19 protein-coding genes are annotated in these 24,971 nt (G+C 64.0%); 16 read left to right on the top strand and 3 right to left on the bottom strand.

Annotated elements, in window-relative coordinates:
* Positions 1 to 62: 62 nt before the first annotated feature.
* The 6 genes from Q0799_RS01895 (at position 63) to Q0799_RS01870 (ending at position 8,830) form a co-directional block, all read left to right on the top strand.
* The gene (locus Q0799_RS01895) at positions 63 to 602 is read left to right on the top strand and encodes a hemerythrin family protein (RefSeq protein WP_298393610.1); all 540 of its coding nucleotides are present in this window, start codon (positions 63 to 65) and stop codon (positions 600 to 602) included.
* A gap of 66 nt (positions 603 to 668) precedes the next feature.
* On the top strand, positions 669 to 1,400 hold the full coding sequence (rlmB, locus tag Q0799_RS01890; protein WP_298393608.1) for a 23S rRNA (guanosine(2251)-2'-O)-methyltransferase RlmB: 732 nt from the start codon (positions 669 to 671) through the stop codon (positions 1,398 to 1,400).
* Positions 1,401 to 1,404: 4 nt separating this feature from the next.
* On the top strand, positions 1,405 to 2,292 hold the full coding sequence (locus Q0799_RS01885) for a DMT family transporter (RefSeq protein ID WP_298393606.1): 888 nt from the start codon (positions 1,405 to 1,407) through the stop codon (positions 2,290 to 2,292).
* A gap of 56 nt (positions 2,293 to 2,348) precedes the next feature.
* Positions 2,349 to 6,815 (top strand): EAL domain-containing protein, encoded by a 4,467-nt coding sequence (locus Q0799_RS01880; protein ID WP_298393604.1) that lies wholly within the window; start codon positions 2,349 to 2,351, stop codon positions 6,813 to 6,815.
* The gene (locus tag Q0799_RS01875; protein ID WP_298393602.1) at positions 6,808 to 8,271 is read left to right on the top strand and encodes a GAF domain-containing protein; all 1,464 of its coding nucleotides are present in this window, start codon (positions 6,808 to 6,810) and stop codon (positions 8,269 to 8,271) included. The genes Q0799_RS01880 and Q0799_RS01875 overlap by 8 nt, the downstream gene beginning before the upstream one ends.
* Positions 8,264 to 8,830, top strand: coding sequence for a biliverdin-producing heme oxygenase (locus tag Q0799_RS01870; RefSeq protein ID WP_298393600.1), 567 nt, complete (start codon positions 8,264 to 8,266; stop codon positions 8,828 to 8,830). Before Q0799_RS01875 ends, Q0799_RS01870 begins: the two co-directional genes overlap by 8 nt.
* Positions 8,831 to 8,844: 14 nt before the next feature.
* On the opposite strand, the gene Q0799_RS01865 is transcribed toward Q0799_RS01870, so the two are convergent.
* Genes Q0799_RS01865 through Q0799_RS01855 form a run of 3 tightly spaced genes read right to left on the bottom strand, consistent with a single transcriptional unit; the run spans position 8,845 to position 14,513 of the window.
* Positions 8,845 to 10,266, bottom strand: coding sequence for an efflux transporter outer membrane subunit (locus Q0799_RS01865; RefSeq protein ID WP_298393598.1), 1,422 nt, complete (start codon positions 10,264 to 10,266; stop codon positions 8,845 to 8,847).
* On the bottom strand, positions 10,263 to 13,382 hold the full coding sequence (locus tag Q0799_RS01860) for an efflux RND transporter permease subunit (RefSeq protein WP_298393596.1): 3,120 nt from the start codon (positions 13,380 to 13,382) through the stop codon (positions 10,263 to 10,265). Before Q0799_RS01860 ends, Q0799_RS01865 begins: the two co-directional genes overlap by 4 nt.
* 9 nt (positions 13,383 to 13,391) lie before the next feature.
* On the bottom strand, positions 13,392 to 14,513 hold the full coding sequence (locus Q0799_RS01855; protein ID WP_298393594.1) for an efflux RND transporter periplasmic adaptor subunit: 1,122 nt from the start codon (positions 14,511 to 14,513) through the stop codon (positions 13,392 to 13,394).
* 131 nt (positions 14,514 to 14,644) lie between these two features.
* On the opposite strand from Q0799_RS01855, the gene Q0799_RS01850 reads away from it, so the two are divergent.
* From Q0799_RS01850 to Q0799_RS01805, 10 genes are all read left to right on the top strand, one after another.
* The gene (locus Q0799_RS01850; RefSeq protein WP_298393592.1) at positions 14,645 to 15,268 is read left to right on the top strand and encodes a TetR family transcriptional regulator; all 624 of its coding nucleotides are present in this window, start codon (positions 14,645 to 14,647) and stop codon (positions 15,266 to 15,268) included.
* 83 nt (positions 15,269 to 15,351) lie between these two features.
* Positions 15,352 to 16,191: an HDOD domain-containing protein gene (locus tag Q0799_RS01845; protein ID WP_298393590.1), complete on the top strand. Its 840-nt coding sequence runs from the start codon at positions 15,352 to 15,354 to the stop codon at positions 16,189 to 16,191.
* Between the two features lie 154 nt (positions 16,192 to 16,345).
* A complete protein-coding gene (locus tag Q0799_RS01840; protein ID WP_028995925.1) occupies positions 16,346 to 16,711 on the top strand; it encodes a response regulator in 366 nt (121 codons plus the stop codon).
* Between the two features lie 10 nt (positions 16,712 to 16,721).
* On the top strand, positions 16,722 to 18,002 hold the full coding sequence (locus tag Q0799_RS01835; RefSeq protein WP_298393587.1) for a methyl-accepting chemotaxis protein: 1,281 nt from the start codon (positions 16,722 to 16,724) through the stop codon (positions 18,000 to 18,002).
* Between the two features lie 10 nt (positions 18,003 to 18,012).
* On the top strand, positions 18,013 to 18,318 hold the full coding sequence (locus tag Q0799_RS01830; RefSeq protein WP_028995923.1) for an STAS domain-containing protein: 306 nt from the start codon (positions 18,013 to 18,015) through the stop codon (positions 18,316 to 18,318).
* A gap of 11 nt (positions 18,319 to 18,329) precedes the next feature.
* Complete coding sequence (locus Q0799_RS01825; protein WP_298393585.1) at positions 18,330 to 20,534, top strand: chemotaxis protein CheA; 2,205 nt, start codon at positions 18,330 to 18,332, stop codon at positions 20,532 to 20,534.
* A 39-nt stretch (positions 20,535 to 20,573) separates the two neighbouring features.
* On the top strand, positions 20,574 to 23,027 hold the full coding sequence (locus Q0799_RS01820; RefSeq protein ID WP_298393583.1) for a methyl-accepting chemotaxis protein: 2,454 nt from the start codon (positions 20,574 to 20,576) through the stop codon (positions 23,025 to 23,027).
* Between the two features lie 10 nt (positions 23,028 to 23,037).
* Complete coding sequence (locus Q0799_RS01815) at positions 23,038 to 23,547, top strand: chemotaxis protein CheW (RefSeq protein ID WP_090426276.1); 510 nt, start codon at positions 23,038 to 23,040, stop codon at positions 23,545 to 23,547.
* Positions 23,547 to 24,356, top strand: a complete 810-nt coding sequence (locus tag Q0799_RS01810; protein ID WP_298393578.1) for a CheR family methyltransferase — start codon at positions 23,547 to 23,549, stop codon at positions 24,354 to 24,356. The genes Q0799_RS01815 and Q0799_RS01810 overlap by 1 nt, the downstream gene beginning before the upstream one ends.
* A gap of 22 nt (positions 24,357 to 24,378) precedes the next feature.
* The coding region (locus tag Q0799_RS01805) for a response regulator (protein WP_298393576.1) at positions 24,379 to 24,971 on the top strand (593 nt) is incomplete at its 3' end.

Below are 24,971 nucleotides of genomic sequence, written 5' to 3'. Positions count from 1 at the left end.
GTGGATCGGCATATGACCAAAGTGATAAAATGTTTGTTTGATCCATGCATCTTGAGGGCAGGATGAGGTACGAAGCTGACGCTCCGTTGGTGGTCGAATCACAACTTGGACAGATCATGGCGGATTTGCCGCCGGCGCTGGAAACGGGCAATTACCTGATCGACGACGAACATCGTCTGCTGCTCGGGATCATGAAAAACCTGCGTCGGGTTTGTGTCGATCCGGACCGCCTGGACAGTTGCCGCGGCTGCGATCGCCTGCGCCAGAACGCCTGCGAGAAGGAAGTCGTCAGTCAGCTTGGCGACCTGTTTGCCTTCATCCTCGATCATTTCGCGACGGAAGAGCGCATCATGCGCGACGCCCTGATGTCGATGACCGACAAGGCCCTGTGCGATGCCCACATCGAGGATCATGCGGCGATTGCCCAGAAAGTCCAGGAAATCGTCTCCCGGCTCGACAGCGAACAAACCGTCCGCCGTATCCGCGAACTCGATGCCTTGCTCGGGCGCTGGGTTGATAACCACATCGGCTTGCACGACCTGATGCTGGTCCGCTGGCTGAACAACGAGCAGGGCGTGGTCAAGGTCGGGCAGTCGGACTGAATACCGGATTCGCACCGATCCGGTGCGGCGCGGTAGAATTCGGCTCCTTCCTCCGGATAGTCCGCCATGACATCGCGCCTGATCTACGGCTTTCATGCCATTACCGCCAAGCTTCGCCAGGATCCCGAATCGCTGAAGGAAATCCTGATCGACGCCGGCCGGCAAGATGCCCGTGCCCGCGAGTTGTTGAAGCACGCCGAACTGCAGGGGGTGAAGTTCATCCTCGCCGATAGCAAGCGCCTCGACGATCTGGCCGGCGGCGGTCGGCACCAGGGGGTGGTTGCCCGCATCGAAGGCGCGCGCAAGCCGGCGCATCTCGACGATGTGCTCGATACGCTGGAGGAGCCGGCCTTCCTGCTGGTCCTCGATGGCGTCACCGATCCGCGCAATCTCGGCGCCTGCCTGCGCGTCGCCGACGCCGCCGGTGTCCATGCGGTGATCGCGCCCAAGGACCGGGCCGCCGGCCTCAACGACGTGGCCGTCAAGACCGCCTGCGGCGCGGCCGAAACCGTGCCCTACGTGATGGTCACCAACCTGGCGCGCACGCTGCGCGAACTGAAGGAGCGCGATATCTGCGTGATCGGCACGGCCGGCGAAGCCAGCGAGGATCTTTACGCTGCCGAATGGCCGCAGGCCACCGCCTGGGTCATGGGCGCGGAAGGCGAGGGCATGCGCCGTCTGACTCGGGAAACCTGCGACCAGCTGGTCAGCATTCCCATGCATGGCAGCGTCGACAGCCTGAACGTCTCGGTTGCCGCCGGTGTCTGCCTGTTCGAAGCCCGTCGCCGACGTCGCTGAATTCATGACCCATCGTCGTGCCGTCGCCTTGATGGTGCTGGTGACGCTGCTGTGGAGCATCGCCGGGGTCGTTGCCCGTCACCTGGAAGCCGCTGCCGGCTTCGAGGTCAATTTCTGGCGTAGCGGCTTCAACGCACTGGCGCTGGCCATCGGCCTGACCTGGCTGCGCGGGCCGGGGTTGTGGGCCGGCCTGCTGAACGCGCCGCGCATCGTTTGGATTTCCGGCCTGTGCTGGGCGGTGATGTTTACCGCCTTCATGCTGGCGATCACCATGACCACGGTCGCCATGGTGCTGGTGACGATGGCCCTCGGGCCGATGATCACCGCGCTGTTTGCCCGTTTCTTCCTGAAGCAGCGCCTGCCGCTGCGGACCTGGCTGGCGATCGCGCTGGCCGGGCTGGGCATTGCCTGGATGTTCGGCGCCGAAGCCCCGGCCGGCGCGCGCCTGCTCGGTTCGCTGGTGGCCTGCGCGGTCCCCCTGGCGGCGGCGGTCAACTGGACCCTGCTGCAGAAGACCGGTCAGGGGGGCGATGCCGGGCCGGACATGCTGCCGGCCGTGCTCATCGGCGCCGTGCTGTCGGCCTTGTGCACCCTGCCGCTGGCCTGGCCGTTGCAGGCAACGACCCATGATCTCGGCCTGCTGGCCTTGCTCGGTGTCGTGCAACTGGCCATCCCCTGCCTGCTGGTGGTTCGCCTGACGCGTGTCCTGCCTGCCCCGGAAATCGCCCTGCTGGCGCTGCTCGAAGTCATTTTCGGCGTTGCCTGGGCCTGGCTGTGGGCCGGCGAACAGCCCGCCGTGAGCGTGCTGGCCGGTGGCGGACTGGTCCTGTTCGCACTGATCTTCAACGAAGGGCTGGCCCTGCGGCAGCGGGCCTCGGGAACTTTTTCCTAAGCCGAAGGTAATACCAAGCAACTCTGATACGATATCCCGAAACAGGGAGAATCCACATGGGCAGTGTTGCTATTGCCGGCATCGGTGCGTCGGCGGGCGGTCTGGAAGCGATCACGCAGTTGATCAGCCATTTGAAGCCCGGCCTGCCGTGCGCTTACGTCGTTCTGCAACACTTGTCGCCGAGTTACCGGAGCATGATGGTCGAGATACTCGGCCGTGAAACCTCCCTGCACGTCAAGGAAATGGAACAGGGCGACGTGCCCGAGGCCGGAGTCATCTACGTCGTTCCGGCCAACTCGAATGCCCTGATCCGGGAAGGCTGCTTCTGCCTGATGACGGCGGCGCCCGAGGTCGTTCCCAAGCCGTCGATCAACCAGTTCCTGATCTCGCTGGCCGCCGAGGAGGGCGATGCCGCCATCGGCGTCGTGCTTTCCGGCACCGGTTCGGATGGCGTTGCCGGTCTGCGGGCGATTCAGGCGGCCGGCGGTTTCACGCTGGCCCAGCGGCCGGATAGCGCCAAGTATGACGGCATGCCCAGGGCAGCCATCGAGGCCGGCGTGGTCGATCATGTGCTGACGCCGGAAGAAATCGCCGACCAGATCCCCCGTCTGCTGGAGCTGCCGCCGGCCGGCAGCGAAGTCGAGGCGCCGCCGGACCTGCTGCAGAATCTGCTGGTCAGCCTGCGCGACCGGCTTCAGTTCGATTTTTCCGGTTACAAGGTCGGCACCCTGATGCGGCGCATCCGTCGTCGCCAGTTCGCCACCGGCGGGGAGGACCTGGCCGCTTACCTGCGCTGGGTCGAGCGCCATCCCGAAGAACTGGAGTTGCTGGCCCGCGACATCCTGATCTCGGTGACCGCATTCTTTCGTGACCGCGAGGCTTTTGCCGCCTTGCGGCGGGTGGTTGGCGACATCGTGGCGCGCAAGGCGCCGGGCAGCGAAATCCGGGTCTGGGTCGCCGGTTGCGCGACCGGCGAGGAGGCCTACTCGATTGCCATGCTGTTTGCCGACGCGCTCGGCGACAAGCTGGAGCAGTACCGGGTCCAGATTTTCGCCACCGACGTCGATGACGAGGCGCTCAACGTCGCCCGCCGCGGCGTTTATGCCGCCGCCTCGATGAGCGAAGTCGGGCCGGACCAGCTCGACCGCTATTTCAAGCAGATCGGCAATACCTACGAAGCCGGCAAGGTATTGCGCGACATGATCGTGTTTGCCCGTCACAACCTGGTCAGCGACCCGCCTTTCATGCGTCTTGACCTGGTCAGTTGCCGCAACGTGCTGATTTATTTCGATGCGCCGCTGCAGAGCAAGGTGCTGAAGATTTTCCACTTCGGGCTGGCCGCCGACGCTTATCTTTTCCTTGGGCGTTCGGAAAGCATCGCCCAGGCCGAGCAGCATTTTTCGACCATCGATCGCCGCGAGCGCCTGTTCCGCAAGCAGGGCGATTCGATGCCGATCATCCCGACCTCCTCGAGCCTGCCGGTCAGTTCGTTGCGGACGACGGTGCAGCGGCGCGACCGGCGGCTCGAATTGCTGCTCTCCGGGCTGGTGTCGCATTTCGGCCTGACCGTGGCCATCTGTGACCGGGAAGGGAATGTCCTGCACACTGCGGGCGAAGTTGAAAAGCTCATGCACTTCCCGGTCGGCGCGTCGCGCCTGTTACTGGGCGATGTCGTGGTCCCCGATCTGCGCGGCGAGGTGTTGACGCTGCTGCGTCGCTGCCAGCAGCAGAACTCGACCCAGAAGGGCCGGCGGCGGCGTCTGGGCCGCGACTACCTGCGCATCATCGTCGAGCCGGTATCCGACGGTTCGGGCGAATTGCTGCTGGTCATCTTTGCCCCGGAAGCGGTCAAGGAAGTCGCGGTCGAGGAAGTTCAACCCAGCACCACGCAGCAGCTTGAAGACGAACTGCTGACCACGCGCGAGCATCTGCAGGCGCTGGTCGAGGAAATGGCGACCGCCAACGAGGAAATGCAGGCCCTCAACGAGGAGTCGCAGGCCGCCAACGAGGAATTGCAGGCGACCAACGAGGAACTCGAGGCCGCCAACGAGGAAATGCAGGCGACCAATGAGGAACTGGTCAGCCTGAACGAAGAACTCAACGTCAAGACCATCGAACTGTCGCGCCTGTCGGAGGATTACGCCCATCTCTACGATGCGCTGGAATATCCGGTCCTGGTCTTCGATCGTTCGTTGCAGTTGAGCCGCTTCAACGCGCCGGCGGCGCGGCGCTTCGATCTCCGGTCGACGGCGCTGCGCCAGCATCTTTCGCGCCTGCGCCTGCCGGAAGCGTTGGGCGAGATGGAAACCTGGCTGGGGCGGGCGCTGGCCCACGGCGACCGCGAGCAGATCCTGGTCCAGGTGGACAAGCGCGACCTGCGGGTACTGATTTCCCCAGGGCTCGGGAAAACCGGGAGCATCAGTTCCCTGGTGGTCAGCTTCATCGATGTGACCGACATTGTCCGCACCCAGGAAGCCCTGTCCCAGTCCGAGGAGCGGCTCAATGCGCTGATGGAGAACACCACGGTGATCTTCGCCATGCGCGATGTGTCCGGCAACTACATTTACGCCAACCGCCGTTTCATCGAGTTCTTCGGCCTCGAAGATCAGGACGTACTCGGCAAGAACGATTTTTCGCTGTTCGATCACCAACTGGCAGTCAATCTGTGGGATAGCACGGTGTCCTCGCTGCGCAGCCGGATGGCGGTGACCGTCGAGTACGAGATCAACGATGTCCGCGGCGTTCGTTACCTGCGCGCCGTGCACCAGAGTCTTTACGACCCGTCGGGCAATCCCGTGGCCCTGATTTTCGAAGCCGAAGATGTTTCGGTCAGCAAGCTGGCCGAACAGCAGTTGCGGATCACCGCTCGGGTTTTCGACCAGGCGGGCGAAGCCATCGTCGTGACCGACCCGCAGGGTGTGATCCAGACGACCAACAAGGCGTTCGCGGCAATTACCGGTTATTGCATCGAGGAATCGGTGGGCAAGCAGGTCGGACGTTTATTGAAGTCGGGCCGGCACAGTGCCGATTTTTATGCGGCCATGTGGGGTGCCTTGCGCGACAAGGGTTTCTGGCAGGGCGAAATCTGGAATCGCCGGAAAAGCGGCGAGGTCTTCCCCGAGTGGCTGACGATCAACCGGGTCGATGACGCCGATGGACGGGTCGAGCATTTCGTCTCGGTCTTTTCCGACATCACCGACATCAAGAATGCCCAGCGCAAGGCCGAGTATCTGGCTGCCCACGACGTGCTCACGGGGCTGCCCAACCGCACCCTGTTCCAGGACCGCCTGCGTCACGCCCTGGCCCAGGCCCGGCGGAAGCAGGAACGGCTGGCGCTGATGTTCATCGACCTCGACAACTTCAAGGACATCAACGACACCCTGGGTCACGACATCGGCGACGAACTGCTGAGGCAGGCGGCAAACCGCCTGCAGCAGGTGATGCGCGATGTCGATACGGTGGCCCGGCTGGGCGGCGACGAATTCACGGCGGTGCTCTCCGATTGCGACGCCGAGGGTGCGGGCCGGATTTCGCGACGTATCGTCGATGAGCTGGCGGCGTCGTTCGATATCCAGGGGCGCCAGCTGTTTGTCTCGGCCAGCGTCGGCGTCGCCTTCTTCCCGGAGGACGGGCAGGACAGCAATGCACTGGTCAAGGCGGCCGATACCGCGATGTACCGGGCCAAGGAACTGGGGCGCAACCGGGTCGAATTTTTTGTTCCCGACCTGCACGTCCGTCTGCTCAAGCGGGCAACGATGGAAAGCGCGATGCGGGCAGCGCTGGATCTGGGGCGGCTGCGCCTGGTCTATCAACCCAAGTTCAGCCTTCAGTCCGGCCATCCCCTGGTCGGCGCGGAGGCTCTGCTGCGCTGGCGCGACCCCGAGCTGGGCGACGTTTCACCGGGGGAATTCATTCCGGTGTGCGAAGCCTGCGGATTGATCAAGGACGTCACGCGGATGGTGCAGAAACTCCTGTTGAGCCAGATCGCGACCTGGTTGAAGCTGGGGCTGAAGGTGCCGCCGATCGCCTTCAACTGTTCGCCGCGCAACGTGCGCGAGGCCGACATGGCCGATTCCCTGGTGCTTGCCTTGCAGGACAGCGGCGTTCCGGCCGGCCTGGTGCAGGTGGAAATCACGGAAGGCGCCCTGCTCGAGAACAGCGAGGCGGTGATCGGCAATCTCAATCGTCTGCACCAGAGCGGCGTGGCCATCAGTGTCGATGATTTCGGGACCGGCTATTCCTCGCTGATCTATCTCAAGCGTCTGCCGCTCGCCGAACTCAAGGTGGACAAGAGCTTCGTCGATGGCCTGGGCAGCGATACGGACGACGAGGCGATTGCCCGCGCGGTACTCGGGCTGGCGCAGGCGCTGGGCCTGCGCTCGGTGGCCGAAGGGGTGGAAAACGAAAGGCAGATGCAGTGGCTGACCAGCCATGGTTGCGAGGTGGTGCAGGGCTACCATTTGTCGCGGCCGCTGGAAACGGTTGATTTCGAGGACTTGTTGGCGAGGGTTGAAGGTGGATAGACGTTTCATCGACGAATGCGAAAAGGAAGAATTGCATCTTTCCGGGGCCATACAGCCGCATGGCGCCCTGCTGGTGATCGACGAGCAATCGCGGATCAGTCATTTCTCGACCAACGCCGCCCAGTTGCTGGCGGACGATTTCATCGTCGCACTTGATGCGCCGATGCCGGCACCGCTGGCCGAGATGGCCGGCGAACTCGGCGAACGGGCAGGCAGCCGCCTGCAGTACGAGGCCGCCCTGAATGGTCGCGATGGCCGGCTTGACGTGGTGCTGACCCGCAATGCCCAGGGGCGGATCGTCGCCGAATTGATTCCCTGTTGCGAGGACCCGGTTTTCCCGAGCATCGCGACCCAGGGTGTGGTGCCGCCGGCCAGCCACGATGAAGTCGAGGCGCAGCGTCAGGCGCTGATCGAGAAGGTCTGCATCCATACCGGCTTCCAGCGGGTCATGTACTACCGCTTCCTCGAGGACGGGGACGGCGAGGTGCTGGCCGAAGTACGCCAGGAAGGCGCGGAGGGTACTTACCTGGGTTTGCGTTTCCCGGCCAGCGACATCCCGCAGATTGCCCGCGTGCTCTACCAGCAGAATCCCTGGCGACTGATCCCGGATGCGCTGGCGACACCCGTGCCCCTGCTCGGGCGCGACGATATCCCGCCCGATCTGAGTTATTCGGACCTGCGCAGCGTTTCGCCGGTCCATGCCGTTTATCTGTCCAACATGGGGGTCGGTGCGTCGCTGTCGTTTCCGATTGTCGTCGGTGGGCAATTGTGGGGTTTGGTCGCCTGCCATAACGCGATGCCGTGCCAGGTCGGGCTGGGCAGACTCAGCCAGGCGTCGCAGGAAGTGCGCTCGCATACGCTGGGTCTGGCGGCCTACTTTGCCCAGCGCCGCATGCAGTTGCTCGACGGTCTGGTGCGCCGTTTCGGCGAGGCCCGGGAGATCGTGCACGAAGCCGGCGATATCGTCGCCGCTTGGCCGCGCCTCGGAACCTGGCTGGCGGCGGAGTTCGGTGTCGATGGCGTGCAACTGTGCCTGAACGAAGGGCATGTGGACTGGGGGGAAGGATTCGAGTCCGACACCTTGTCGCATATCGACGACTGGTTCGTCGGTCAGCAGATCGATCCGGTCTGGCTGGCCGAATCCCTGTCGCGCCAGTTGCCGGATTGTCCGTTGTCGCGCGTGGCCGGTGTGCTCGCGGTCAAGGCGAAAACGGCGGACGGCCTGATGTTGCGGGTCTACCTGACGCGGCACGAGCACATCCACGATGTGGCCTGGGGCGGCAATCCCGACAAACCCGTGGAGCGCCATGACGGGGTGTACGGCATTGCGCCGCGGCGTTCCTTCGAGAAATGGGTGGAGAAGCGCCTCGGGCGCAGTCGTCCCTGGGATAACGAAGCCCGGCTGCTCGGTCTCAAACTGCGTGAATTGCTGATGCAGCTGGGCCGCCGTGACTGATCCGCTGAGCCGCCTGCGGGCGAGGACGTCGGTCCTGCACCGTCAATTGGAGCGCTGTGCCGCGTTCAGCCGCCTGACCCGGGACGATGTCTCGCCTGCCGATGTGACGAAGGCGCTGAGTATCTTCCATGCCTTTTACCACGGTCTGGAAGATGAACTCATGCGGCGTCTGGCGGCGACGCCTTTCGCCCATTTCTACCGGCCGCGACGCGCCTTGCTGGCTGTCGATCTGGCCACGTTGGGGGCGCCGCTTCCGGTCGCTGCCGAAGTCTGCCTGCCGGCGTCTGCGGCCGGGCTGCTCGGCGTGGTTTATGCCGTCGAGGGGTCGGCGCTGGGCGGCCAGGTGCTGGGCGGTCATCTATGCCGTTGCCTGGGCGAGGACTTCGCCGGTTCGCTGGCCTATTTCAATGCCTTTGCCGGCGGGACGCACTGGCAGCTGCTCCTGCGCGTGCTGACCGATACGCTGCATGAGGAAAATGCCGTGGATGCCGTCGGCGACGGTGCATCCCTGGTTTTTTCCTCGTTGATCGGGCTGGCCGCCGAGACCGGGCCAGCCTGACCGGGAACGCGATTTCAGGCGCCGGCGCGCCAGCCGCCGCCCAGTGCCTTGAATAGCTCGACGGCCGCATTCAGGCGGGCCTGACGCGTGGCAACGGCGGCCAGTTGCGCCTCGTTGGCACTGCGCTGGGCGTCGAGCACTTCCAGGTAGCCGGAATAGCCGGCGTCGTAGCGCAGGCGGGCCAGGTCGAGGGCTTTGCGGGCGTTGTCGGCGCGATTTTCCTGCGCGCCTTCGGCGATCCCCAGTTCGTTCAGGCTGACCAGGGCGTCGCGGACTTCCTTGTACGCTGTTTCCAGCGTTTTCTGCCAGGCGATCAGCGACTGCTGGTTGAGTGCCTTGGCCTGGTCAACGCGGGCGCCGGTCTTGCCGAAATCGAAGATCGGCATCAGCAGCGACAGGCCGGCAGACCAGGTGCCGGCGCCGCTGGAGAACAGGTCGGACAGCGTCTTGCTTTCGCTGCCGAGCACGCCGGTCAGCGAGAATTTCGGGTAGTAGGCGGCCTTGGCGACGCCGATGTTGGCGTTGGCGGCGATCAGCTGCTGTTCGGCCTGGCGGACATCGGGGCGGGCCTCGATCAGGTCGGCCGGCAGGCCGGCCGGCGGTTGCGGCGGTAGCGGGATGGCCGACAAGGGGCCCGCGGCGATTTCCAGGTCGGGCTTGCCGGTCAGCAGCGCCAGCTGGTGGGCGAGCAACGCCCGGCTGCGCCGCAGTTCGGCCTGCTGGGCCTGCAGCGCGGCCAGGGCGCCGTCGGCCTGGTACTGGTCGAGTGGCGACACCAGGCCGGCATCGACCCGGGTCTTCACCAGTTTCGCGCTTTCCTCGCGGCTGCTCAGCGATTCGGCGGTGATCGCCTGCTGGGCGTCGAGGGCGCGCAGGTTGAGGTAGTTGGCGGCGACCAGGCCGGCCACCGACAGGCGGATGCTGTCGCGACCGTACTGACTGGCGAGCAGGCTGGCGCGGGCGGCCTCGTTGCTGCGGCGGACGCGGCCCCAGACATCGAGTTCGTAGGACAGGCTGAGCCCGGCGCTGCGCGCGCGCAGCACTTCCGGCGAATTGACCGACCAGGTGGCGGTCTTCTCGCTCAGGTGCGTGTTGCTGCCGGCGGCCTGGGCGTCGACGTTGGGGAACAGGCTGGCGCCGGCCTCGCGGGCGGCGGCATCGGCCTGCTCGACGCGGGCGACGGCGCTGCGCAGGTCGGCGTTCTGGCGCAGCGCCAGGTCAACCAGTTCGTTCAAGGTCGTGTCGTTGAACAGCGTCCACCACTGCTGGACGATGGCCGGATTGTCGGTCTTCGTCTCGGCGACGGCGGTCGGCGCTTCCTTGAAGGCTGCCGGCAGCCAGTTGGCCGGGCGCAGGTAGTCCGGGCCGACGGCACAGCCGGAGAGCAACACGGCCAGGGCTAGCGGGGTCAGGCGGAACAGCGGGCGGCGCATCATGCTTTCTCCTCTTCGACGTCGAGGTGCGTCGGGTCGATCTGCTTGCCGCGCTCCAGCCAGAGGAAGAACAGCGGCACGAAAATGGTGGCGATGAAGGTGGCGGCGATCATCCCGCCGAAAACGCCGGTACCCATCGACTGGCGGGCGGCAGCGCCGGCGCCGGTGGCCTTGACCAGCGGCACGACGCCGAGCACGAAGGCCAGCGAGGTCATGATGATCGGGCGCAGGCGCAGGCGGGCGGCAGCCAGGGCGGCATCCCTGACGCTCAGGCCTTCGGCGTATTTCTGGGCGGCGAACTCGACGATCAGGATGGCGTTCTTCGACGCCAGGCCGATCAGCACGACCAGACCGATCTGGAAGTAGATGTCGTTGGGCATGCCGCGCAGCCAGATCGCCGTCAGCGCACCCATCAGCGCGAACGGGACGGCCATGACCACGGCCAGCGGCAGCGACCACTTCTCGTACTGGGCGGCAAGGATCAGGAAGACCATGATGATGGCGAAGGCGAACGCCTGGATCGACGAACCGGAGGTCTGCTTTTCCTGGTAGGCCTGGCCGGTCCAGGCGATGCCGTAGCCGTCGGGCAGGGTCGCGGCGGCGACTTCCTCGACGATGCGGATGGCGTCGCCCGAGCTGATGCCGGGTTTCGAATCGCCCATCACCTTGGCGGCGACGAAGCCGTTGAAGCGCTCGACCTGTTCGGGGCCGACGACGTTCTTCACGGTGCTGATCGCCGACAGCGGAATCATCTTGCCGCTGGCCGTGCTCTTCACGTAGACCTTGCCGATGTCGTCCGGCTTCATCCGGTAATTGGCTTCGGCCTGCAACTGCACCCGATAGACGCGGCCGGCCTTGTTGAAGTCATTGACGTAGAGCGCACCCATGGTGCTCTGCAGCGTCGAATAGACGTCGGCCAGCGGAATGCCCAGCGCCAGCGCCTTGGCTTCGTCGACCTCGATGAACAGTTGCGGCACGGTCGGGCGGAAGAAGGTCGAGATACGGGTGAATTCCGGGTGTTTCTGCAGGTCGGCCATGAAATTCTGGACGACTTCGTTGAGCTTCATGGCATCGCCGTCGACGCGGTTCTGTACATAGACCTCGAAACCGCCGGCGCTGCCCAGGCCCATGATCGGCGGCGGGTTGAACACCAGCCCCATGCCGTCGGCCTGCATCATGCCGATGCCCATGAACTTGCCGGCCAGGTCCTGGGCTTTGGCGTCGCGTTCCGACCAGTCCTTGAGCGGCACGAACATGGTGCCGGCGTTGGGCTTGTTGCCGCCGCCGATCAGGTCGAAACCGGAAACCACGAAGGTGTGGCGGACGGCCGGGTCCTGGGCAATCATCTCGCGCATGTTCTCGCCGGTCGCCTGGGTGCGCTTGAGCGTCGCGCCGTCGGGCAGCATCAGCGCCGAGATCAGGTAGCCCTGATCTTCCGAGGGCACGAAACTGCCGGGAATGACGCGGAAGAACAGGGTGCTGATGCCGATCACGGCGACGAAGATGAGGGCGCCGACGATGCCGTGCTTCAGGGTGAAGCCGACGGTGCGTACATAGTTGTCGGTGAGCCGGTCGAACATGCGATTGAAGCCGGCGAAGAAGCGGTTCGGGCTGTGCTGGGCCTTGAGCAGCAGGGCGCACAGGGCCGGCGTCAGGGTCAGTGCGACGACGCCGGAAAGGAAGACGGCGACCGCCACGGTGACGGCGAACTGCTTGTAGAGCTGGCCGGCGATGCCGCCGAGGAAGGCGACCGGCACGAACACCGCACACAGTACCAGGACGATGGCCACCAGCGCGCCCTGCACCTGGTGCATGGCCTTGATCGCCGCCTGTTTGGGCGGCAGTTTCTCCTCGCTCATCAGGCGCTCGACGTTCTCCAGCACGACGATCGCGTCATCGACGACGATACCGATGGCGAGCACCATGGCGAACAGCGTCAGGGTGTTGATCGAGAAACCGAACAGCCACAGCCCGGCGAAAGTGCCGATCAGCGAGATCGGCACCGCCACCATCGGGATCAAGGTCGCACGCCAGCTCTGCAGGAAGAGATAGACGACGGCGATGACCAGCAGCGCTGCTTCGATCAGCGTCCAGACGACTTCGTTGATCGATGCCGAGACGAAGCGCGTGGTGTCGAACGGGATGATGTAACCCATGCCTTCGGGGAACTTGGTCTTCAGTTCCTCCATCTTGACCCGGACGCGCTTGGCAACGTCCAGCGCGTTGGCGCCGGTCTGCAGGAAGACGCCCATGGCGATGGTCGGCTGGCCGTCGAGGGTGACCTGCTGGTCGTAGCTGTAGGCGCCGAGCTCGATGCGGGCGACGTCCTTGAGGCGCAGCAGGCCGCCGGGGCCGCTGGCGCGGATGACGATGTTGCCGAATTCCTCTTCGCTGAGCAGGCGGCCCTTGGCGGTCACCGTGTACACCAGCATCTGGTCGTCCGGCGCCGGTTCCTGGCCGATCTTGCCGGCGGCGTTCTGGGCGTTCTGGGCGCGGATGGCGCTGGCGATTTCCGCCGTCGTCACGCCGAGCTGGGCCATGCGGTCGGGCTTGAGCCAGACGCGCATCGAGTAGTCCTGGGCGCCGAAGATGGTCACGTCGCCGACGCCGGGAACCCGCTTGAGTTCGTCGACGATGTTCAGGCTGGCGTAGTTCGACAGGAACAGGGTGTTGTACTTGCCGGCTTCGGAGTCGAGCGCGATCACCTTGAGGATGTCGTTCGAGCGCTTCTGCACGATCACGCCGTTGCGCCGGACTTCCTCGGGCAGGCGGGCTTCGGCGGCCTTGACCCGGTTGTTGACGTTGACCGCCGCGGTATCGACGTCGGTGCCGACGTCGAAGGTGGCGGTGATGGCGACGCTGCCGTTGGCCGACGCCGAGGAAGTGAAGTAGGCGAGGTTCTCGACCCCGTTCAACTGTTCCTCGATCGGTGCGGCGACGGTGCGGGCCAGGGTTTCGGCCGAGGCGCCGGGATAGGTGGCGGTGATCATCACTGTCGGCGGGGCGATCTGCGGGTACTGGGCAATCGGCAGTACCTGCGCGGCGACCAGGCCGGCAATGACGATGATGATCGAGATGACCGACGCGAAGATCGGTCGGTTGATGAAGAATTTAGACATGTTTGCCCCTTACTCGGCCTTGGCCGTTGCGGCAGGTGCGGCGCCGGCCGGCTTGCCCGGGGCGGCCGGCGGATGCGGCGCGACCGGGGCGCCGGGGCGCAGTTTCATGAGGTTGTCGACGATGACCTTGTCGCCCGGCTGCAGTCCGCCGAGCACCACCCAGTCCTTGCCGTACCATTCACCGGTCTTGATCGGGCGCGGGGCGACCTTGTTCTCGGCGTCGGCGGTCATCACCAGGTTACCCTGTTCGCTCTGGATCACCGCCGTCTGCGGGATCAGGAAAACGCCGTCGCGTTCGCCGGTGAGCAGGCGTACACGGACGAACTGGCCGGGCAGCAGTTGCTGTTCCGGGTTGGCAAATTCGGCGCGCAACGCCTGGGTGCCGAGGGTCGTGTCGAGATTGGCGGCAACGAAGTTGAGTTTGCCCGGCTGACCATAAACCTGACCGTTGGCCAGGATCAGCTCGACGCCGCGCACGTCTTCGTCGCGGACCCGGCCGGCCGGCAGTTTGGCCAGATCGCTCTCGCCCAGCGAGAAGCTGACCCACATCGGGTTGGTCTGGTAGATCGAGGTCAGCAGGCTGTCGCTGCCGGTATTCACCAGATTGCCCTCGGAACGCACGGCGCGCCCGCTGGTGCCGGCGACCGGCGCGGTCACGGTGGTCCACGACAGGTTGAGTTCGGCCTGGCGCAGCGCGGCCTGGGCCATCGCATCGGCCGAGACGGCGTCGTCGTAATCCTTCTGGCTGATTGCCCGGGCTTCGGCCAGGCCTTTCAGGCGTTGTTTCTCGCGCGCCGTCTGGTCGGCGCGGGCGCGGGCTTCGGCCAGGGCGATCTCGAACGGTGCCCGGTCAATCTGGAACAGCGGCTGGCCGGCCTTGACCACCTCGCCTTCTTGATAAAGGCGGCGGATCAGGATGCCGCCGACCCGGGCGCGGACTTCGGTCTCGCGCGCGCCTTCGGTCTGTGCCATGACCTCGATCGAGGTCGGTACGGTACGCGGCTGCATTTCCAGGACGGTGACCGGCATCGGCCCCATCTGCGGGCCGGCAGCCCCTTGTTGATCGGAACAGGCGGCGAGGCCGAGGGTACAGATGGCCAAGGCAAGCAAGGTGGGCTTCAGCGTTTTCATGAGTTGGGGCTCCGGGAAATTTTTGCGTTATTATATACAGACACGAATGTATGTAAAACATTTCGTTTTATCGGGCAGGCGATTTACCATGGCGTCCGCCCGGGGAAAGCAGCAGGCAACAGGAGAAGGAAATGGTCAGGAAAACCAAGGAAGAAGCCGAGCGGACGCGTCAGGAGATCATCGATGCTGCCCGACGCGTATTTCACGCGTGTGGCGTCAGTCGTTCCTCGCTTGACCGCATCGCCCGTGAGGCCGGTGTCACCCGCGGTGCGGTTTACTGGCACTTCAAGGACAAGGCCGAGCTGTTTTTTGCAATGCGCGACGCCATGTTCGCGCCGATGATCGGCAGTACCGATGCCATCCTTTACGATCCTGCGCTACACAATCCGCTGGATGCCATCGAGGGTTCGATCCGCCAGTTTTTCCGGGTGCTGGTGGAGAATGCCGAGTTTCGCGAGGTTTTCGAGATCATGATCTCGCGCTGTGAATATGTCGATGAATTCGCCAGCATCGAACAGGAAGTCGGTCGGCCGGCGCAGGAATTCCTCGACAAGATCCTGCGCATGTACCGGCTGGCGGCCGAGAAGGGTTATCTTCGGGCCGGGCTTGATCCGGATGTGGTTGCCCGCGATACCTGGGCCTTCACCAGCGGCCTGCTCCACCTGTTGCTCGGCTGCCGCCGGGGAAGTGGTATGGAATCCGAGATTGCCGGCATGGTTTCGGCGCATATGGCCCTGCGGCGGCGGGTGCCCTGAACGCCTGATTCCCCTTGTGCCGGGGATATTGCGGTAGCAGGAGATTCGATGATCTGATACCGTTGCCGGCAGGGGGGGGTATCTTGGACAAGGCACAGGTTTTCTCGGCAATAGCTGCGCAGATCAGCGAGCACGGTGTGGTCTTCCCGACCAGCGTCCGGCTGGCGTTGCGCATCCGCGACATGCTGGCCGATCCCGATTGTCACATCGACGCCGTCGCCAAACTGGTGCAGGCCGAGCCGGTGTTGTCGGCGCGCATCGTCGCACTGGCCAATTCGGTGGCCTACAACCCCTACGGGCGGGAAATCGACGATCTGCGCTCGGCCATTGCCAGGATCGGGCTGGCCACGGTGCGCACCCTGGCCATGGCAGTCGTCGCGCGGCAGATGGCCGGGAATTCGATACCGGCGGACGCCAGCGCACTGGCGGAGAAACTGTGGGCGCACAGTGCCCATGTGGCGGCGCTGGCGCGGGTGCTGGCCCGCCGGGTTACCCGGCTCGATCCGGAGGCGGCGATGTTCGCCGGTATCGTCCATGAAGTCGCGGGGTTTTACCTGCTTTCGCGCAGCCAGGATTACCCCGGTATCCTCGGCGACGATTTTGCCGAATGGATCGAAAGCGGCGAGCGCACGATCGGCGAGCCGCTGCTGCGGGTGCTGAATGTTCCGGAGAACATCAGGGCGGCGGTCGACACCTATTGGGATGGTTATCTGGGGATGCCGCCGGCGACCCTTGGCGACACGCTGCTGCTGGCCGAGGAATTGTGTCCGGTCCCGTCGCCGCTGCATGTCCGGGTCGATGGTGGTTCACCATCCCGCGGGAGTGCCGAAATCGAGTTGCTGATCGGCGAGGAATTGCTCACCGAAATTCTCGAAGAGTCCCGGCGGGAGGTCGATTCACTCTCCGATGCCTTGCGTTTTTGAGAGCTTTCCGGCAAAGCTGAAATTGTTATGAATAACCTGCTGGATATTGCGGTTTTTGTGGTTTGTAATAATTAATTTTGCTTGTACCATAAGTTCGTCGTTCTCCGGGCGGCATCAAGAACAGCCCAGCAACCCCAATAAGAGTCTGCACGCAATGAAAACAATATTCCTAGTCGATGATTCAGCCACCATCCTGCTCAGCATTTCGAACATTCTCGGCAAGGCGGGTTACGCCACCGAGAAGGCCGGAAGCGGTGAAGAGGCGTTGAAGAAATTCCAGGCCGGCGTCAAGGTCGACCTGCTGATCACCGATCTGAACATGCCCGGCATCAACGGGATCGAGTTGATCAAGGAAGTGCGCAAGCTGCCGGCTTACAAGTTCATTCCCATCCTGTTCCTGACCACCGAGTCGCAACAGTCGCGCAAGCTGGAGGCCAAGGCGGCCGGTGCGTCGGGCTGGATCGTCAAGCCCGCGACCGCGGACGAACTGCTGAATACCATCAAGCTGGTCCTGCGCTGAGGTCATTGACATGCCGATCGATAACCTGAAACGTCGGGGCTTGATCGTTGCGCTCCTGGTGGCGGCAGTTGCCTTCGTCGTGGTCTACCTGCTCAACGAATGGTTTCACGAGATCTTGCTGCCCGGCCTGGGATTCAGCAATCCGCTGGGCGATGCCGTTGGTTCTGTCTTCCTGGTGCTGGCGGCTTACCTGGCGCAACGCCTGGTCTCCCTGGCGGTGTACCGCGATGCGATGCTGGGGATGACGACGCAGCAGGAGGAAATCGTCGGCAAGATCAGCAATGTCGAGACGGTCAGCGAGGAGGTTGCCCGGGAGTTGGCCGGCGTGCGCAATTTCAACGAAGTGTTGCGCAGGCAGCTGGACGGGATTGTTGCCGCCACCGAAAAAGCCGCTTACGACATTACGGAACGCCTGCAGGCCATCGATTCGGTAGTGACCACTCTGGATAATTTCGTCGCGGAAACGGCCAGGACATCGAGCGAACTGGCGAACAGCTCGGAGGAGGATATCCAGGGCAATCGTGCGCTGATCGAAAAAATGGATTCCTACATCCGCAAGCGGATCGAGGAAGCGCAACTCGATCAGCAGCGCATCGAGCAGATCGTGAATGAGGCCCAAGGCCTGGGTACGCTGGTCCGGCTGGTCAAGGATATTTCCAGCCAGACCAATCTGCTGGCGCTCAACGCGGCCATCGAAGCCGCTCGGGCCGGCGAAGCCGGGCGGGGTTTTGCCGTGGTTGCCGACGAGGTACGCAAGCTGTCGACCGAGACCGATGTCGCGGTCAACAAGATCAACGAGGGGATCAACGGGGTTGCCAGCTCGATCCGCACCCAGTTCCAGGACAAGCTTGCGCATTCCAGCGTGGAAGGCGAGCGTGCGGCCCTGACCGAATTTGCCGCCCAGCTCGGCAGTCTGGGCGAGGGTTACCAGACCCTGCTCGATCATGACCTCAACGTGTTGCGTACGGTCCGCGAAGCCAGCGGCGAACTGGCCCGGATGTTCATGGATGTGCTGGCCTGCGTCCAGTTCCAGGACATCACCCGCCAGCAGATCGAAATCGTCTCCAATGCCTTGCGCAAGCTCGACGAGCATGCCGACACCCTGGCCCGGCGCATTCGCGACGCCGAAGGCGAAACCTTCGAATATGTGCCGCTGGCCGAGCACCTCGACGACTTGTACGGCAAGTACGTCATGGATGCACAGCGGATCAGTCATCAGGAAGCCTTGCACCAGTCACCCAGCGTGAATGCCAAGGCATCCGGCGGGTCGGCAAAGATCGAACTGTTCTGACGGAGGTTGTATGGGGAGCAATAACCGCCTGGTCATTGTCGAGGACATGACCATCTACAACGCGCTCGACCAGAAGAACCAGCTGGTGGCTGCCTTGGATGCCGCCGACGGCCTGGAGCTGGATCTTTCCCAGGTTGCCGAAATCGATTCGGCCGGATTGCAGTTGCTGATCCTGGCCAAGCGCGAAGCGGCGCGACTGGACAAGCAGATGTCCATCGTCGCGCACAGCCCGGTGGTGCGCCAGACACTCGATTTCTGCAATCTCGCCGCTTTTTTCGGTGATCCGGTCGTCATTACCGCACATGAGCAGCATTAAGGAGCAGATTCGTGGATGAACTGACCAGCGTATTCATTCAGGAAGGTCGGGAGCAGTTGCAGGCCATGGAAAGCGGGCTGCTTGAACTGGAACAGCAACCCGACAACCAGGACAACATCAACGGCATCTTCCGGGCCGCGCATACCGTCAAGGGCGCTTCGGGGGTCATCGAGTGCCACTTCATCGAAGGCTTCATGCACAAGGTGGAGAACGTGCTCGACCGCCTGCGTAACAGCGATATCCAGGTTTCCAGCGACCTGACCGGTTTGCTGCTGCGCTGTTGCGACCATCTCGGGCGCCTGATGGATGTGCTTGAGTCAGGGGCGGCGGAACCCGAGGCCGAGATCAAGGCTGCCGGCGACGCCCTGCTCGAGGAACTGGTTGCCTACACGACACCGGCTGCACCGGTTTCCGGCGGCAGCGTGGTCGAGGCGCAGGCCGATGTCGAGGCTTCCGGCGGCGGCGTGGTCAATACCGACAGCTGGCACATTTCCGTACGCTTTGGCCCGCACATGATGCGTGGCGGTATGGACCCCCTGTCCTTCATCCGCTTCCTGGCTTCGCTGGGCGAGATCATCGCGCTCGAAACCATTCCCGATGCCATGCCCGAAGCTGCCGAGATGGACCCGGAGTCGTGCTACCTGGGCTTCGAGATCCGCTTGCAGACCCGCGCTTCCAAGGCCGAGATCGAGCAGGTCTTCGATTTCTGCCGCGATGACTGCGAATTGCGCATCCTGCCGCCGAACAGCAAGTTGTCCGAGTACCTGAAGCTGATCAAGGAACTGCCCGAAGACGACATGCGTCTGGGCGAGATGCTGCTGCGTTGCGGCGCCCTGACCCAGGCCGAACTCGATGAGGCCCTCAGTTCCCAGCAGCGCGGCCGCCTGCCCGATCCGGCGGGGGACAGCGAGGCCGAGGCACTGCCGATCGGCGAAATCCTGGTGGACCAGAAAGTGGTGCAGAAGGAAGTGGTCGAGGCGGCGGTCAGCAAGCAGACCCAGGTTTCCGAGAAAAAGGCGGTCGAAGCCCGCCTGATCAGGGTGCAGGCGGACAAGCTCGATCAGTTGATCGATCTGGTCGGCGAACTGGTGATTGCCGGTGCGTCGGCCAATTTGCTGGCGCAGCGCAGCGGCCAGAGCGAGCTGGTCGAATCGACATCGATCCTGTCGCGCCTGGTCGAGAACATTCGCGATTCGGCGCTGCAGTTGCGCATGGTCCAGATCGGCGAGACTTTCAACCGCTTCAACCGCGTCGTCCGCGACGCCTCGCGCGAACTGGGCAAGGAAATCGATCTGGTCATCACCGGCGCCGAAACCGAGCTCGACAAGTCGGTCGTCGAGAAGATCGGCGATCCGTTGATGCACCTGGTGCGCAATTCCATGGACCATGGGATCGAGAAACCGGATGTGCGCGAGGCCCGGGGCAAATCGCGCCACGGTCGTCTTGAACTCAACGCCTATCACGATTCGGGCAGCATCGTGATCGAGGTGGTCGACGACGGCGGTGGCCTGCCACGCGAAAAAATCCTGCAGAAAGCCATCGACAAGGGCCTGGTCCAACCAACCCAGCAACTGAGCGATCAGGAAATCATCAACCTGATCTGGGAGCCGGGATTCTCGACCGCCGAGCAGGTGACCAACATTTCCGGCCGCGGTGTCGGCATGGATGTGGTGCGCCGCAATATCCAGAGCCTGCGCGGCAGTTGCGAAGTGAGTTCGACCGAAGGCGTCGGGACGACCTTCACCATCCGCCTGCCGCTGACGCTGGCAATCATCGACGGCTTCCTGGTCGGCGTCGGCAAGTCCGCCTACGTCATTCCGCTGGACATGGTCATCGAGTGTATCGAACTCACGGACATGTCGGCGGATCGCGATTTCCTCAACCTGCGCGGCGAGGTTCTGCCCTTCGTCCGTCTGCGCGACATGTTCGAGATCGGCGGCGACCGGCCGGCGCGCGAGAACATCGTTGTCGTCCAGTTTGCCGGCCAGAAGGCGGGAATCGTCGTCGATCAGTTGATGGGCGAGTTCCAGACCGTGATCAAACCCTTGTCCACCATCTTCCGCCACCTGCGCGGGATCGGCGGGTCGACCATCCTGGGGACCGGGGAAGTTGCCCTGATCCTCGATGTCCAGGCCCTGGTACAGCGCAACGTGCGTCAGGAAGAGCGCGACATGAATGCCAATAGTGCCTTGCCCCGCTCGACAGCGGCCAATTAACCCCTTCAGTTTTCGTCTGCTTCGATTCAGGAGTTCTTCATGTTGAACAATCTAAAAATCGGTATCCGGCTCGGGATCGGCTTCACGGTCACCCTGGTCTTGTTGATCGCCATCGCGGTGATCGGCTATAGCCGTCTCGTTGCGCTCGAGATGCAGGTCCAGGACCTGGTCCAGGACAAATATCCGAAAACGGTCCAGGCCAACGATGTCATCGATGCCCTCAACGTGGTCGCCCGGGTCATCCGCAATGCTGCGCTGGCCAATTCCAAGGAAGATGCCGCCCGCGAACTCGACCGGATTCCGGAGCAGAGCAAGATCATCACGGAGCGACTCGAACAGCTCGACAAGACCGTGACCAGCGAAAAAGGGCGGGAAATCCTGAAGACCGTCGCGGCAGTGCGCGCTGCCTATGTCGTTGAATTGCAGAAGGCGTCAGCCTTCTTCCGCGAAGGTCGCCGTGAGGAAGGCGTCGCGGTCCTGACCAGCACCATGCGCAAGGCGCAGGCGGACTACATCGGCGCCCTGCAGGAAATGATCAAATACCAGTCGAACATGGTCGAACAGACCGGTCGCGAGGCAACCGAACTGGCGCAGAGCGCGGAAAACCTGATGCTGACGCTGGCGGTCATCGCGGCGTTGCTGACCGCGATCTTCGGTTTCGTCATCACGCGCAGCATCACCCGTCCGGTCGGCGAAGCGGTGATCATTGCCGACAAGATCGCCGCCGGCGATCTGTCGATGAAGATCGACGCCAGCGCCAAGGACGAGGTCGGCCAGGTGCTGCGTTCGCTGGACAAGGCGGTGACCGCCGTGCGCAACATGAGCAGCGAAGCCGGTCGTCTGGCCCAGGCGGCTGTCGATGGCAAGCTGGCAACGCGCGCCGATGCCAGCCAGTATCAGGGCGAATATCAAAGGATCGTGATCGGCGTGAACAACACGCTCGATGCGGTGATCGGCCCGCTCAACGTGGCGGCCAAGTATGTCGACGATATTTCCCGCGGTGCGATTCCGGCCAAGATCACCGACAGCTACAACGGTGACTTCAATGTCATCAAGAACAACCTGAATACCTGTATCGATGCCATCAATGCCCTGGTGGCCGATGCGGCGATGCTGTCGCAGGCTGCGGTTGAGGGCAAGCTGTCCACGCGTGCCGATGCCAGCCGGCATCAGGGCGATTTCCAGCGCGTGGTGAAGGGCGTGAACGACACCCTGGATTCGGTCATCGGGCCGCTCAACGTTGCCGCGAATTACGTGGACCGCATCTCCAAGGGCGATATCCCGGAGCGCATCACCGACTCGTACAACGGCGATTTCAACACCATCAAGAACAACCTGAACACCTGCATCGAGGCGGTCAACAAGCTGGTGGCCGACGCCAACATGCTGTCGGCGGCAGCCGTCGCCGGCAAGCTGGAAACCCGTGCCGACGCCAGCCAGCACGAGGGCGATTTCCGCAAGATCGTCCAGGGTGTCAACGACACGCTGGATGCCGTGGTTTCGCCGATCCAGGACGTGCAGCGCGTGATGGCGGCGATGGAGCAGGGCGACATGACGCAGACGATCACCAAGTCGTATCAGGGTGACTTCGCCACGCTGAAGGACGCGCTCAACAACACCATTGTTCGTCTGTCCGAAACCATCGGTCAGATCATCACCGCGGCCGATGCACTGTCCAACGCCTCGGGCCAGGTCTCGGCAACGGCGCAATCGCTGTCCCAGTCGTCGTCGGAGCAGGCGGCGTCGGTCGAGGAAACGACGGCCTCGCTGGAGCAGATGACGGCCTCGGTCAACCAGAACACGGAAAACGCCAAGGTCACCGACAACATGGCGACCAAGTCGGCCAAGGAAGCCGTCGAGGGCGGCGACGCGGTGGGCAAGACGGTCGATGCGATGAAGTCGATTGCCGACAAGATCGGCATCATCGACGACATCGCCTACCAGACCAACCTGCTGGCGCTCAACGCGGCCATCGAAGCAGCGCGTGCCGGCGACCACGGCAAGGGCTTCGCCGTGGTCGCGGCCGAGGTGCGCAAGCTCGCCGAGCGCAGCCAGGTGGCCGCTCAGGAAATCGGCGGCGTGGCCAGCAACAGCGTGCACCTGGCCGAACAGGCCGGCGCCCTGCTCGACCAGATCGTGCCGAACATCCAGAAAACCTCCGACCTGGTGCAGGAGATCACCGCCGCCTCGCAGGAGCAGAGCACCGGCGCCGGGCAGATCAACATCGCCATGGGTCAGATGAACCAGATCACCCAGCAGAACGCCTCGGCCTCCGAGGAGCTGGCCGCCACCGCCGAGGAAATGAACGCCCAGGCCAGCCAGCTGCAGGAGCTGATCAGCTACTTCCGTCTGGGCACCGCCAGCCCCGCCAAGGCATTGGCACCACGGCGCGAGGAGCGCAGCCCGAGCAACGTGCGTGAACTGCGCCGCAACAGCGAACGCAAGGTGTCTGCGGCACCGGCCGATGAAGGCCAGTTCGTCAACTTCAACTGAGGGCAGCGGCATGAATGGTCTATCCGCCAGCCATCAGGTGGCCCCACCGGACAGCGTGCAGCACCTGTCGTTTCGCGTGCGTGACGCGCGCTATGCCCTGCCCATCGAGCTGGTGCGGGAAATCATCGAGTATGGCCAGGTGACCACGGTGCCGATGATGCCGGGCTTCATCCACGGCGTGATCAACCTGCGCGGCAACGTGGTACCGGTGCTGGATCTGGCGGCGCGCTTCGGCTTCGAGCTGACCCAGGCCGGCAAACGCACCTGCATCGTGATCATCGAGCTGAACCTGGACGAGCAGCAGCAACGCATCGGCCTGGTGGTCGATGCGGTGGACGCAGTGCTCGACATCGAGCCCGGCGAGGTCGAACAGGCGCCGCCGTTCGGCGCCGGCATTCGCACCGACTTCATCGCCGGCATGGCTCGCGACAACGGTGGCTTCACCATCATCATCGACGTGCGCCGGGTGCTCTCGCTCGACGATATCCGCCAGTTGAGCCTTGCGCAGCAGGCCAGTTGATGCCCAGCGGTCACCTGCCCAGACTCAACGATCAAGACTTCCGCTTCCTCCAGCGCCTGATGCTGGAGGAATCGGGCATCCGCATGGCCGAACAGAAACGCACCCTGGTCGCAGGGCGCCTGATGGGGCGCCTGCGCTCACTGCAGCTGCAGGACTACAGCCAGTATCTGCAACTGCTCAACCGGCCGGAGTCGGTGGACGAGCGGCGCACGGTGATCGACCTGCTGACCACCAACGAGACCTACTTCTTCCGCGAGCCGCAGCACTTCACCGTACTCGGCGAATGGGTAGCCAGTCAGCGCCGCCCTCTGCACCTGTGGAGCGCGGCCAGCTCCTCCGGAGAAGAGGCCTTCAGCATGGCGATGACCGTGGCCGAACACGCCCGCACCCAGGACTGGTCGGTATTCGCCAGCGACATCAGCCGCCGCGTGCTGGAGCGTGCGCGCAGCGCCACCTATTCCATCGACCAGGCCGGGCAGTTCCCTGCCGGCTGGCTCAAGCGTCACTGCCTGCGCGGCGTGGAGGAAAGCGAGGGGTTGCTGCGCATCAGCCAGCCGCTGCGTCACCGGGTGACCTTCGCCGAAGTCAACCTGATGCGCCCGCTGCCGCAGGGCATCGGCCCGTTCGACGTGATCTTCCTGCGCAACGTGCTGATCTACTTCGCTGCCGAGCAGAAGCGCGAGATCGTCAACCGCCTGCTCGAGCGCCTGCGCCCGGGCGGCCTGCTGTTCATCGGCCATGCCGAAAGCCTGCACGGTTTCGGCCTGCCGCTGCGTACCCTGCGCCCGTCGGTCTTCGAGCGCCAATGACGTCACTGCCTGGAGTGCCACCATGCCCAGCGCCGCACAGATCAAGGTCTTCATCGTCGACGACTCGGCATTGGTACGCCAGGTACTGACCACCTGCCTGGACAGCCATCCGGGTATCCAGGTGATCGGCCAGGCCGCCGACCCGCTGTTCGCCCTGGAAAAGATGCACAAGCAATGGCCAGACGTGCTGGTGCTGGACGTGGAAATGCCGCGCATGGACGGCATCACCTTCCTGCGCAAGATCATGGCCGAACGGCCGACGCCGGCGATCATCTGCTCCACTCTCACCGAGGCCGGCGCCGCAGTGACCCTGGATGCGCTGGCCGCCGGCGCCGTGGGCGTGTTCACCAAGGCCAGGCTGGGCCTGCGCGAAAGCCTGCAGCAGATGTCCGGCGACCTGATCCGGCAGATCGAGGTCGCCGCCCGCAGCCAGCCGCGCGCGATGCCGCGCAAGACGGTCGAAGCACCGCCCGCTGTGGCAGTCAGGAGCGAACGCGCAGCGGCCGCTCACCTGACCACCACCGACCGCGTAGTGGCGCTGGGCACGTCCACCGGCGGCACCCAGGCCCTGGAGGTGGTGCTGCGCCAGCTACCGGTGGACTGCCCCGGTATCGT

Origin of the sequence: uncultured Azonexus sp. (genome assembly GCF_937982035.1) — a bacterium.
In the GTDB taxonomy this organism is placed as follows: domain Bacteria; phylum Pseudomonadota; class Gammaproteobacteria; order Burkholderiales; family Rhodocyclaceae; genus Azonexus.
Note: the sequence above shows the minus strand (reverse complement) of the source record. Positions and strands in the feature narration are given on the sequence as shown.